A 12424-nucleotide genomic window follows, 5' to 3' on the forward strand; every position below is an offset into this window, starting at 1 on the left:
CTCTTCACTCTTCACTCTTCACTCTTCACTCTTCACTCTTCACTCTTCACTCTTCACTCTTCACTCTTCACTCTTCACTCTTCACTCTTCACTCTTCACTCTACTAAACCGCAATTGGTGCTGACAGACAACTCTCCGGAATATCAAAAGCATTTACCAAAGCCACTGCATCTGGCCGGATATCCCAACAAAGCTGATTGACTATTTTACGAATTGCTTTAGTTTTAACCGCTTCCATGTATCCATCTTCAAGGTACCAGGCTCTGTTTTTTTCTAATTGTGCCAGCGCGTACAACTGGTTAAGTTTTGTCAGTATTTCTTTTGTCTTAGTATCTTCTATGGATTGAATTGCCAATTGGAATTGTTCCAGTACTACTCGCTCTAAATAAGCCTGAGCAACATCGATCATTTGATGCTGTACTACATTAAAAGCATCATAAGGTTCTAAACCACCATCAACAAGTTTTTTGATACGACGTGCCGCTGAGGCTAGAATTGTTTTTTCTCTGTGAATAAAAGCCTGCAAATGAAAGTCTGCGTCCAACAAATGTTCCTCATCCGTTTTTCTGGTGGCAATTGGGTTTTTCTCTGTAAGTGCCGTTTTTGCATTTTCATACACATAATTGATAATCCCTAACGAGCCCATTTCTCCGAAAGATTTTCTGAATTCTGAGAGCCTGTTTTTGGCGACCAGTTGCATTAGAACGGTATTATCACCTTCAAAAGTGGTATAAATTTCGGTATCATTTTTCAAAGCATCGATGCGGTTCTCAGATAAATATCCCTTTCCACCACAGGCTTCGCGGCATTCCTGCAGTATATCTCTTGTACTCCAGGTCGAATAGGATTTCATTCCTGCGGCCAATGCTTCAATTTCCTGCATTTCATCTTCAGTTCTGTTTAAAAACCGATTAGTGAGGTACTGCAGCGCAAAATGCACAGCATATGTTTTTGCCAAGTGCGGAATCAATCGACGCTGGTGCATTCTATAATTCAAAATCGGAACTTCCGATCCGCCTTCGGGACCAAACTGTCGGCGTTGATCGCTGTAGCGAATGGCAATTGTCAATCCGGATTTGGCCGCGGCCAAAGCAGAACGAGGAATCCCAATCCGACCACCCACCAAAGTCCCCAGCATGGTAAAAAAACGTCTGTTGTCACTTGGAATCGGGCTTTCAAATTCCCCTTTATCATTGACGGAAGCAAAACGATCCAGCATATTTTCTTTTGGAATCACTACCTGATCGAAACTAATAGTTCCGTTATCTACTCCATTCAAACCCATCTTATGTCCGCAATCCCCTATCGTAACTCCTTTTAAAGTCATTCCGTTAGCATCTCTCAACGGAACGATAAATGCATTTACACCATAATCGTGACCGTCGATGATCAGTTTTGCGAAAACAGTTGCCATCTGACCATGAACTGCGGCATTACCGATATACTCCTTCTGCGCATTTTTATTTGGGGTATGAATAGTAAAAGTTTGATTGCTGTGCGAATAAGTTGCGGTTGTTTCTAATCCTTTTACATTAGAACCGTGATGTGTTTCGGTCATGGCAAAACAACCCGGTATTTTTAGCGTTCCAATATCTTTTAAGTATTTAGCATAATGTTTTTCGGTACCTAATGACTGAACACTCATGCCCCAAAGCCCAAACTGAACGCCAAATTTGATGACTAAACTCAAATCATGGTAACTTAGGGTTTCCATAATCGCAAAATAATCGGCTATGTTTTCTCCACCGCCATATTGCTTGGGGTATGCCATATTACCCAGATTCTCTCCTGCCAGTATCTTGCACCAGTTGTAGACCGTCTGACGATATACATGAATATCTGTCGACGTTTCATAAGCAAATTCAGGTCTTGAAATCACCAATTTTATCCGATTGATGATAGCAGCTTCCTTACCATTTAGAAGCGCTGTGATCTTTTGAATATCGAAGTCACTATTTGTCTGAGAGTTTGCAGTGAAGGAATTTGCTTTTGTTTTAAAGTTCTGAAGCGCTTCTTCTCCTAAAATTCCAAGATCATTTTCTAATTGGACAAAACTTGTTTTTAAGCTGGAAATATCCAAGTCCTTTTCGGAAAGAGCTACGGCAATATCAAAAATCGATCTTATATCTTCTTTGTTCTGAATGCCTTTCTCGATATCTAATTTCCATTGTGCGAGTTCATTTCGCGAAGGCGGATTTGAAATATCAACTCTTGAAAGTAATTCTTGCTTCTCTTCCGGCGAAAGCCATATAAGGTTATCGATAAATTTCTGAATGGTAACAAACTCTTTTTGAGTCAGTAAATCATCAGACCATACTAAATAAAACAACGGGATAAAGGCATGCAGTTTGGTATTTTTCATAAAACATGGGTTTTAGGTGCCGTTAAGCGCTTTTTTTACCACAAATTACACCACAGTAAATCTCTTTTTTTATCAGTTTCGATTCCTACAATCAGTACAAAATGTGTAATCTCTTTTTTACACAGTATTTTGCATAAAAAAACAGAAATGAAAATACTCATTCCTATTTACATATCTTGTTAAGATTGTGGTAATTTTAATTTTGTTTTGGAAAATTGCAATACAAAATAAGAGAATTGTTTTTCTTTGGAATTAGGCTTTTGCCCTTTCAGGGCGCAAACGATCATTCCTAATTATTCATAGTGCTTCGCACTATGCTGCAGCTGAAGCTCTTTCAGAGAGACAGTTTTCTACTACTTGCTCCCTAGAGATTATTAACCTTTGAGTATAAGTATCCAAAATAGATAATGAAGACTGAAGGCCCAATAATACTGGCATAGTCCAACGCACTATGATCTAGATTAAACAAAAAGTATAAGTATCCGAAATAGATAATGAAGACTGAAGACCCAATAATACTGGCATAGTCCAACAATTAAGAAAAAATATAAGTGTCTGATATAAATAGTAAGAGGGCTGAAGGCCCAAGCACAAGCATAGTGCAACGCACTATGAGCTAAATTAAAGGAAAGTACTGCCCTGAAAGGGCAAAAGCAAACAAAAAAGAGTGCATATTCTAAAAAAAAACAGGAACGAATATTCTTCATTCCTGTTTACACATCCAGTTAAGGTTCGGATACTTTAGATTTTAAACCAATAAAAAACATAAAGTACCTGATGTTATTTCAGAACCTTTGGATATTGCAGTATCTTTTGCCTAATAGCAAAGAGATGATGTGAATTAAAAACTAATACAGCAAGAAAAACAATACTATAAGCTACGATTTGTATACTTCCGATTGGCTCATGATAGACGAAAATAGCCAAAAGAAATGCAATCATAGGATTGATATTTAAAAGCATTCCCACGGTTGATGAATTGATTCCCGAAAGTGCATATAAATTTAAGAACAAAGGAAAAATGGTAAACAAAATTGCAATGGTTTCGATACAGAAATAAAACTTAAATTCCGTTGGAACTGGTCCGCTGTAAGCAGGGTAAAATGGCAGTAAAAATAATGCAGCCAACGTAATATGGAATGTAAGTACTATAAATTTATCAAATCCTTTATTGATGCGCTGACTTACTAAATAGGAAGCATAAGTAAAACCAATCACGATACTAAAAACCATGTCCATAATATTGGCGTACGATAAAAGCAAACACCCCGAAACGCTTAACCCCACAGCCATCCATTGTGTTTTACTTAATTTTTCATTCAAAATAAAATAAGCCAGTAAGGTGGTTAAAATCGGGCAAACTAAATAGGCCAATGAGGTTGCTTTTACGCTAACATGATTCATTACATAAATAAATGTAAACCAGTTTGCCATTAAAAATACACTTCCTCCAATATTCAGCAAAAGTGATCTGCGTCTCTCCAAGGCAGGTAATGATTTAAAGGTATTGATCGTTTCTTTAATTCTTTTTCTTTTAAAAGTAAAAGCAATCAGCAACATCAGTATACTACAGCTAAAAACGCGATAGAATAAAATATCTAAAGAAGGATACTCGTGAATGGGCTTTAATGCCAAGCTAAAAAATCCCCAGATGACGAAACAGGTAATAGCCGCTAGATAATATTTTGTTGTTTTCACAAGTTATTCTTTTTAGGTTCGTTATTGAATAAAGCAAATTTCTAAAAAATAAAACAGCAATACAGATACAGTTTTCGTAAATTGCACCATAACAGTTTTTTTTATGAAAAATTCAAATTACTTGTATCTGCAGTTTGCAGACCGAATTGAAAAGCAAATAAAATCGGGCGTTTTAAGTGTTGGTGATAAATTGCCATCGATACGCGAAGTCTGTGCTGAAACGGGTTACAGCATGAGCACGGTAAGCAAAGCTTATTATGAAGTTGAAAGCCGGTCTCTTATTGAATCTAGGCCACAATCCGGTTATTATGTGAGTAATACTTCAGCCAGAACCATTCCGGAACCTTCTCCCAGCAGCCCTATATTAAAATGTGTGAATATTGACAGAGAAGATTTAATCGATCAGGTGTATCGTAATATGACTGATCCGAGTATTACCATGCTTTCTTTGGGGTTTCCTTCGAACGAATTGCTTCCTATTGCTAAATTAAACAAAGGAATGCTTCAGGCCATGCGACAGCTCCCTAACAGTGGTACAAGTTATGAGCAGGTACAGGGCAATCTTAATTTGAGAAAAGAAATTGCACGCTGGTCTTTTACCTGGGGTGGTTCTTTAACAGAAAGGGATATCATTACTATGCCGGGCTGCACGAGTGCCATTTCACATTGTTTGATGACGCTGACCAAACCAGGCGACACGATTATTACCGAAAGCCCTGCTTATTTTGGCATCCTGCAGCTTGCAAAATCTCTGGGATTGTATATTATGGAATTACCCACCAATATGACTACGGGAATAGAACTGGAAGCTTTGAAAAAAGCACTTTCTTCTAAAAAAGTAAAACTCTGTTTGCTAATGAGTAACTTTAGCAATCCTTCAGGAAGCATGATGCCCACCGAGCATAAAAAGGAAGTAGTTCGATTAATGGAGTTTTATAACATTCCGCTGATTGAGGACGATATTCACGGCGATTTGTACTTTGGCTCCAGCCGCCCAACCAATTGTAAAACCTACGACGAAAGCGGAATTGTACTATGCTGCAGTTCGGTTTCAAAAACGCTGGCACCGGGATATCGTGTGGGCTGGGTTTCACCAGGTAAATTCAAAAAAGAAATTCTGCGCAATAAAATCTATCATACCCTCTCCACTCCTACCATTACACATCAGGTAGTTGGTGACTTTTTAAAAAATGGCAGATACGAAAATCATCTTCGAAAAATACGTCAAATACTGAATCATAATTGTAGCAATTATATCAATACAGTTTTAGAGTCTTTCCCAAAAGGGACAAAAGTAAGTCAGCCACAAGGAGGTTTTTTTCTTTGGATTGAGCTCGATAAAAATGTCGATACGGCTGCATTTTATCATTTGGCCATGCAGCACAAGATTAGTTTTGCACCGGGACGAATTTTTACTTTTCAGAATCAATTTTCAAATTGTATGCGCTTGAGTTTTGGTCTGCCATGGAGCAATGAACTAAGAACCTCCATTCAAACCTTAGGCAAATTGATTGATCAGTAGTTTATAGTCGCAGTTTGCAATCACATTTCACTTTTCACTTTTCACTTTTCACTTTTCACTTTTCACTTTTCACTTTTCACTTTTCACTTTTCACTTTTCACACTCATTTTTTTCTCACAACCAACGGGTTACAATACCTATAAAAAAACTGGACAGCCGCATTAACAAAGCGTTGTCCAGTTAACAAATTGAGAAACCAAAATCAATTTTTATTATAAAACAAAATAAGCGTTGTTTTCCGCTTTCTTTAAGTCGGGTTTAAGGTCAAACTCTTTGATAATATCAAATTCGCTTTGATACTCGTTTAACATTTGCATCAGATTCTTTTCAATTGTATTCGAAATTGCCGTAACTGGTGTATCTGTTGGTCTGTTTTCGAAAGGATCCTGTAAATGAATCGCCATTTTTTCAATCAAAAAGAACGTTCCTCCAATAATGGTTATCAACGGAACAGCAAACCAGCTTAACAAACTGATTAGTCCGAAAGGCAATAACAGAATGAACAAACACAAAGTCATTCTGATATACATGCTGTAAGTGGTTGGAAAAATAGTATTCTTAATACGTTCACATTTCCCCATCGCATCACATAATCTTGATAATGTGTTGTCAATTTCTACTTGTTGGTAAGCATTTAGTCGTTTTTCTTTTTTAGCAATTCTAAGATCTCTACCGTGAAGCAATAATATGGCATTTGGAATATTCTGATGATTTTTCACAAAATTCAGTTCTTCTTCACTAATTAAATCTTTAATTGGCTTTATGGCATCTTTATTACGCAGCGCCTGTCCTAAGCTGTAGCACCACGCAATTTGTCTTTTGGTAAAGTTTTCTTTAAACTCATTTGCTTCTACCGAAAACCCCGGGTCTTTATAAAAAGTCAGCATTTGTCGCACCAAAGTTCTGGACTCATTTACGATCGATCCCCAAATGATACGCGCTTCCCACCATCTGTCATAAGCCTGATTCGATTTAAAAGCCAGTAATAAGGATATAATGGTACCCACCATTGTTGGAATCGCGATTGGTATTTCAATAGCAACATTGATGAAGTAATGGTGAAAAATCTCAAATAAAATGGTGTAAGTCATTACAAGCGCCAATTCCACTTTAATTTTCCCGAGAACATACCTCATTGGAATTCTTTTCTTTAATAACATATTTTTCAGTTTAAATTAAACTTCTATTTTTTTTGAAGAAACAAGATTTTATACCAGTTCTTCGTACAGCGACAGTACTGGAAGTCCCAGTTTATCGTTTATATTTTCTTTTTTATTCTTTTTGAATTGAATTTTCTCTCCTTTGCGGGTTTCTACCAGCAAATCGATATCGTATTTGGAAATCGCTTCTGATAAGTAGGGAGCAAAATTCTCGTAGTCGTCTTCAAATTTGGAAGTCTGGCTTACAATCTCAAACGAAAAATTATTGTTCAAAAATTGCTGAACATCTTTAACATGCATATTGGCACGTCCGTTTTCGATATAAAGAGCTTTATTGAAATCTTCTTTGTACTGCTCTGAACCTAAATGCAAAATAGGGCATTTTTGGTTTCCGGCTAATTGCACAAGGTATTGATGAATTCGTTTGGTTTCTTGTTTATAAGAATTGGTAAGGACTACCAATTTTATCGCAAAAACATCGATAATGCGCTTAAAAATTGGAGAAGAAAGTCCGTATTGATTGTGTACTTTTATTTTGCAATTGGGTGCGTGCTCAATAATATATCGGCACGTTTCTAAAACTTCTTCCTGACTTGCTGTAAGTCCGGTACGCATTTCACGTAAAAAATTAGAGGACGAAAAGGCATCAGGAGTTTCTGAAACCAACATCAGAATAATTTCACAGTCTGAATCTTTTGCCTGACCAATCGCTGATTTTACAGCGCAAATTGTATCGTCTTTTAAAGTCGTAGGTATAAGGAAATTTTTCATAAGTATACTCTTTTAGTTTATACATACAAAATAACTCCCGGCAAATTAGAAGGCTCTTAATATGGAATTAGAATTTTCTAAGATTCAACATTAGAACCTTTAATGTTGATTTTCTTCGTGTTAGTTTTATTGAAGATGATAGTTACAATAGTGCCTTTGTTTTGCTCCGATTGCACCTGAATCTCACCGTCATGCATGCGAATGATTTTTGAAGCCAATGGAAGCCCCAAACCATAGCCAATATATTTAGTTGCAATTTTACCTCTAAAAAAAGGTTCATACAAATGCGGAATGTCCTCCGGAGGAATACCAATGCCTATATCGTTGATGGCGACTTTAATCCAGTCCTGATTTGCAGAAAGCGTTACAAAAACCTCATTGTTATCTGAATACTTTACACCATTGGTAATAATGTTGTTAATAGCAAGCTCTAAAAGCGGTTTGTTGCACGGAATTAAAAGCAAATTAGAATCTTTAGGAGCAAAGTTCAGCTTGATACTGACGCGGTTGTCCGGATAAATTTTATCCAGATCCGACTTTACATCCATAAGAACTTCGTCGATTCTGGCAATATCCAAAACCTGCTTTTTACCATCGTAACCCGTTTGGGTAAGCTTTAACAAACTCTCGGTCAGATTTCCTAATCGCGAAGCCTGACTGTAAATATTTTCTAGAGACTGAATGTATTCCGGAACTTCTCTTTCTTTAAAAAGCATAATTTCCGACTCCGCAATAATTGTTGTAATAGGCGTTTTTAACTCGTGTGATGCATTATTGATAAAATTGGCCTGTATTTCGAATGACGTTTCCAAACGGTCCAGCATGTCATTGAAGGTTTCCGTAAGATCCGAGATCTCATCTGAGTTTTTGACTTCCGGCAAGCGATTATGGAGATTGGATGCACTAATTCTGTTGACTTCTTTGGTAATTCTTGCAACAGGGTTAATCACTCTTTTAGCTAAAAAACGCCCCAAAAAGAAGGCCAGAAATATAAACCCTATACCTCCAAACAACATGATTTTTAAAATATAAATTGTGGTTGTAGGCCCTTTTCGGTCACGAGCTCCCACAATTACAATGTATTTTTGATTATTCTCTGTAAAAACCTGTCCTAAATAATACTTATTTTCTACCTCAAAATAGTCTTTTCCGGTTTTTAAAATATTGGTGTAAAACTCATTCGGTAAATTCAGATTTGTATTGTAATCAAAACTATTGGCACTGTTTATCTTAAGAACGAACTCTTCTTCTTCTATAAGTTCTTCGAGGCCGTTTTTTTTAAGATTACTGTAGTATTTTATTTTTTCGGGATCATTCTGAAAATGGATAGATGCTACGATTTTGGCTCTGTCTTCCAGTCTTTTTAAGAAATGATAACGATTATTTTCTCTGAATAGAACAAAAACAACAATACATAGAAGTAATGTACTAAAGCTCGACAAGGCTACATAAGTGTAAGTTATTTTTTTTCTTATATCCATTTTATGGCTGTATAACATACCCTAAACCTTTCATGGTATGGATAAGTTTGGTTTCAAAAGGTTTATCGATTTTTTTTCTTAAATAGGTGATGTAAACATCGACAACATTGGTGTTCATATCAAAATTAATATCCCAGACATTATCTAAAATCTGATCTCGGGAAACGATGCGTCCGCTATTTTTAGCCAAATAATATAACAATTTAAATTCTTTGGCTGTCAGGATGATCGATTCTCCTTCTCTTTTCACGGTTTTAGCACGGCCATTTATTTCTAAATCGCCAATGGTTATAGTGTCTACCTTTTCGGTATCCTGATGAGCTCTACGGTGCAACGCATTTACTCTGGCATCAAGTTCTCCAAATTTAAATGGTTTTACCAAATAATCGTCAGCACCGGCATTAAGCCCCGTAACAATATTCTCTGAAGTTCCAAGAGCGGTTAATAACAATACCGGAACAAAATTCTTACTTGCGCGAAGTCTTCTGCAAATCTCAATTCCGTTAATATCGGGAAGCATTACGTCTAAAACAACAACATCAAAATTGTAATTATGGATCATTTCGAGAGCAGTTCTGCCATCCAGAGCCACACTTACTTCATTATTGTTTTCGGCAAATCCTTTTCTTAAAATGGACAAAAGATTTGGTTCGTCTTCTACTATAAGTAATTTCATCTTAGTTCAGGTATGAACAGCAAAAATAGGGATTGACTTTAAAAATATAAATCACAATAGTTATAAATTATGATTTAATTATGAACAATAGGTTATATTTTCCTCAAAAAAAAGCAACTTCGAAGAATTGCTTTTTTACAGAAATGCTTTTTAAAGGTTGCTGTACCGGTTCTTAAAATTAAGACAATATTGCCTTAATCTAATTTGTATAGAATAATAAAGCTAATATTTACTCCATAAAAAAAGCCGGCATTAAAACAATGTCGGCTTTGTATAAACGAAGAGTAATTCTCTTATTTCGTAATGAATTTTGGGTTGATTAAATTATCCAAGGAATAAATTTCGTCCCATTTTTCTTGTGTGATTAATTTTCTTTCAATCACCGCAATCTGATGTACACTTTTATTTAATTTCAAAGCTTCACCTGCAATACTAGCACTTTCTTCATACCCTAAAATTGGATTCAATTGTGTTACAATACCAATACTGTTCATTACCATATTGTAGCAGTGAGCCTCATTTGCAGTGATTCCCACAATACACTTATCAATTAAAGTCTGAATTGCGTTTGAAAGATAATCTAATGAAGTAAACATTGCAAAAGCAATTACTGGCTCCATCACATTTAACTGCAACTGCCCTGCTTCAGCAGCCATCGTTACGGTTAAATCCTGTCCAATTACATAGAAACAAGTCTGATTTACCACTTCCGGAATTACCGGGTTTACTTTCCCTGGCATGATAGAAGATCCCGGCTGACGTGCAGGCAAATTGATTTCGTTGAATCCTGTTCTTGGTCCTGAGCTCAACAATCGTAAATCGTTACAGATTTTAGAAATTTTAACGGCCGTTCTTTTCAATGTTCCCATGATTTGAACATAAGCTCCAGTATCTACAGTAGCTTCAATTAAATCAGGAGAAAGGGTTAACGGAATTCCAACTTCTTTTGCTAAGTAGTTTACACAAATTTCAGGGTATCCTTCCGGTGCGTTTACTCTTGTTCCGATAGCTGTTGCTCCCATATTGATCTCTAAAACCAAACTCTGAGCATCTCTTAATCTTCTAACATCTTCTCCAATAGTAGTAGCGTAAGAATTAAACTCTTGCCCTAAAGTCATAGGAACAGCATCCTGCAATTGTGTTCTTCCCATTTTCAGAACACTTTTAAACTCTTCTCCTTTTGCAGCAAATGCTACTTCAAGGCCTTCTAAAGTTTTAATAAAACTTTCTATTTTCAGATAAAGTGCAATTCTAAAAGCTGATGGATAAGCGTCATTAGTAGACTGAGAACAGTTTACGTGATTGTTTGGGTGTAAGAAGTTATAATCTCCTTTTTTATGTCCTAAATATTCTAAACCAATATTAGCGATTACTTCGTTAGCGTTCATGTTCACCGAAGTTCCGGCTCCACCCTGAATCAAATCGCTTACAAATTCCTGATCAAATTTACCGGCAATTACCTGATCACTTCCATAACAAATTGCTTCGGCTATTTTAGCGTCTAATGCGCCACAATCTTTGTTGGCCAAAGCTGCCGCTTTTTTTACATAACCTAATGCTTTGATGAATAAAGGTTCTTTTGAAATAGGAATTCCTGTGATATTAAAATTCTCTACTGCTCTGAAGGTCTGGATACCATAATATAGATGATTTGGAATATCTAATTCCCCTAAAAAATCATGCTCTTTTCTTGTTGATCCCATATATATAAATTGTTACGTTTAACGTTAAAAAACAGTGTAAAGCTACGTTAAATTACCCTTAAAAGAAAATATTTCAAATCAAATACTGCTAAGGTTTTCTTAAAATTGGCCCCTAAAATTAAACACTTGTCATTTTAAGAATCAAAAAATATCAAATTCATAAAAAACAACACAAAAAAAGACTAGCAGTTACATGTAATAAAAAATGATAATCTGCTGTTTTCTACGGCATAAAAACAATACGACACGTTCCAAATTATTTAAAGTACTCATTTCATACTATAAGGTATAATTAGTATCTTTTCACCTTCAAAACTATCTCTAAAAATCACCTTGAAAAAAGAATCCCAATATTTCCTTGATAAAGAATACAATACCATTATTTACGGTAGAGATGATGTCAATTTTAAGGATTTTGAATGTTGTGTTTTCAATAATTGTAATTTTTCGGACTGCACTTTTTTAGCCGTTACTTTTATTGATTGTGTTTTTAATGACTGCATTTTTAGCGAAGCAAAGATTAATTATGTTGCTTTTAGAACTGCTTCTTTTAATCGATGTGAAATTAAAGACGTAAACTTCGCAATGTGTGACAAACTGATTTTTGAAGTCAGTTTTACTGATTGCATTTTGGATTTTTCAAAATTTTATACTTTAAAAATAAAGGGAACTCCATTTGTCAATTGCAGTTTAATTGCAGTCGATTTTATGGCGGCGGATTTAACCAATGTTATTTTTGACAATTGCGATTTATACCGCTCCGAGTTTGATAGAGCTATTGCCAACAAAGCCGATTTTAAAACGAGTTATAATTATACAATTGATCCATCAAAAACGAAGCTTAAGAAAGCCATTTTTGCTTTAAAAGAATTGAAAGGTTTGTTGTTTAAACATGATGTGATTGTGAGCTGATGTTGTAGTTTTCAGTCTCAGTCGCAGTCGCAGTTCACATCTAACAGTTCACATCTAACAATTCACATCTAACAGTTTACATTTCACATTTCACATTTCACAACTTACATCTCACTTCCAAAAGAGTATATAGTTCAAT

The 12424-nt window shown here is 35.7% G+C and carries 9 protein-coding genes; 2 read left to right on the forward strand and 7 right to left on the reverse strand.

The window, feature by feature from the left end:
• Positions 1-103: 103 nt before the first annotated feature.
• Positions 104-2362, reverse strand: a complete 2259-nt coding sequence (locus tag FLA105534_RS08620) for an acyl-CoA dehydrogenase family protein (RefSeq protein WP_173965646.1) — start codon at positions 2360-2362, stop codon at positions 104-106.
• A gap of 780 nt (positions 2363-3142) precedes the next feature.
• Positions 3143-4060, reverse strand: coding sequence for an EamA family transporter (locus FLA105534_RS08625; protein WP_173965648.1), 918 nt, complete (start codon positions 4058-4060; stop codon positions 3143-3145).
• A gap of 103 nt (positions 4061-4163) precedes the next feature.
• Between FLA105534_RS08625 and FLA105534_RS08630 the strand changes: the two genes are divergently transcribed.
• Positions 4164-5582: an aminotransferase-like domain-containing protein gene (locus tag FLA105534_RS08630; RefSeq protein ID WP_173965650.1), complete on the forward strand. Its 1419-nt coding sequence runs from the start codon at positions 4164-4166 to the stop codon at positions 5580-5582.
• Positions 5583-5794: 212 nt separating this feature from the next.
• Here the strand turns inward: FLA105534_RS08630 and FLA105534_RS08635 are convergent, their stop codons facing one another.
• The 5 genes from FLA105534_RS08635 to aspA all read right to left on the reverse strand — a co-directional run bounded on the left by FLA105534_RS08635 (position 5795) and on the right by aspA (position 11373).
• Positions 5795-6742: a bestrophin family protein gene (locus tag FLA105534_RS08635; protein ID WP_173965652.1), complete on the reverse strand. Its 948-nt coding sequence runs from the start codon at positions 6740-6742 to the stop codon at positions 5795-5797.
• A 48-nt stretch (positions 6743-6790) separates the two neighbouring features.
• Positions 6791-7513, reverse strand: a complete 723-nt coding sequence (locus FLA105534_RS08640; protein WP_173965654.1) for an adenine nucleotide alpha hydrolase family protein — start codon at positions 7511-7513, stop codon at positions 6791-6793.
• Between the two features lie 77 nt (positions 7514-7590).
• The gene (locus FLA105534_RS08645; protein ID WP_173965656.1) at positions 7591-8994 is read right to left on the reverse strand and encodes a sensor histidine kinase; all 1404 of its coding nucleotides are present in this window, start codon (positions 8992-8994) and stop codon (positions 7591-7593) included.
• Position 8995: 1 nt separating this feature from the next.
• Positions 8996-9670 carry a response regulator transcription factor gene (locus FLA105534_RS08650; protein WP_017497070.1) on the reverse strand — a complete coding sequence of 225 codons (675 nt, stop codon included), beginning with the start codon at positions 9668-9670 and terminating at the stop codon, positions 8996-8998.
• A 293-nt stretch (positions 9671-9963) separates the two neighbouring features.
• Positions 9964-11373: an aspartate ammonia-lyase gene (aspA, locus tag FLA105534_RS08655; RefSeq protein WP_173965658.1), complete on the reverse strand. Its 1410-nt coding sequence runs from the start codon at positions 11371-11373 to the stop codon at positions 9964-9966.
• A 333-nt stretch (positions 11374-11706) separates the two neighbouring features.
• Between aspA and FLA105534_RS08660 the strand changes: the two genes are divergently transcribed.
• The gene (locus FLA105534_RS08660) at positions 11707-12285 is read left to right on the forward strand and encodes a pentapeptide repeat-containing protein (RefSeq protein WP_173965660.1); all 579 of its coding nucleotides are present in this window, start codon (positions 11707-11709) and stop codon (positions 12283-12285) included.
• Positions 12286-12424 lie beyond the last annotated feature (139 nt).

The sequence above is a fragment of the Flavobacterium collinsii genome (assembly GCF_902804485.1).
GTDB classification, from domain to species: domain Bacteria; phylum Bacteroidota; class Bacteroidia; order Flavobacteriales; family Flavobacteriaceae; genus Flavobacterium; species Flavobacterium collinsii.

Bases quoted from the DNA above. Each gene is read 5' to 3' on its own strand.
- FLA105534_RS08620 (WP_173965646.1), bottom strand. From the start codon at position 2,362: ATGAAAAATACCAAACTGCATGCCTTTATCCCGTTGTTTTATTTAGTA.
- FLA105534_RS08630 (WP_173965650.1), top strand. From the start codon at position 4,164: ATGAAAAATTCAAATTACTTGTATCTGCAGTTTGCAGACCGAATTGAA.
- FLA105534_RS08635 (WP_173965652.1), bottom strand. From the start codon at position 6,742: ATGTTATTAAAGAAAAGAATTCCAATGAGGTATGTTCTCGGGAAAATT.
- FLA105534_RS08640 (WP_173965654.1), bottom strand. From the start codon at position 7,513: ATGAAAAATTTCCTTATACCTACGACTTTAAAAGACGATACAATTTGC.
- FLA105534_RS08645 (WP_173965656.1), bottom strand. From the start codon at position 8,994: ATGGATATAAGAAAAAAAATAACTTACACTTATGTAGCCTTGTCGAGC.
- FLA105534_RS08650 (WP_017497070.1), bottom strand. From the start codon at position 9,670: ATGAAATTACTTATAGTAGAAGACGAACCAAATCTTTTGTCCATTTTA.
- aspA (WP_173965658.1), bottom strand. From the start codon at position 11,373: ATGGGATCAACAAGAAAAGAGCATGATTTTTTAGGGGAATTAGATATT.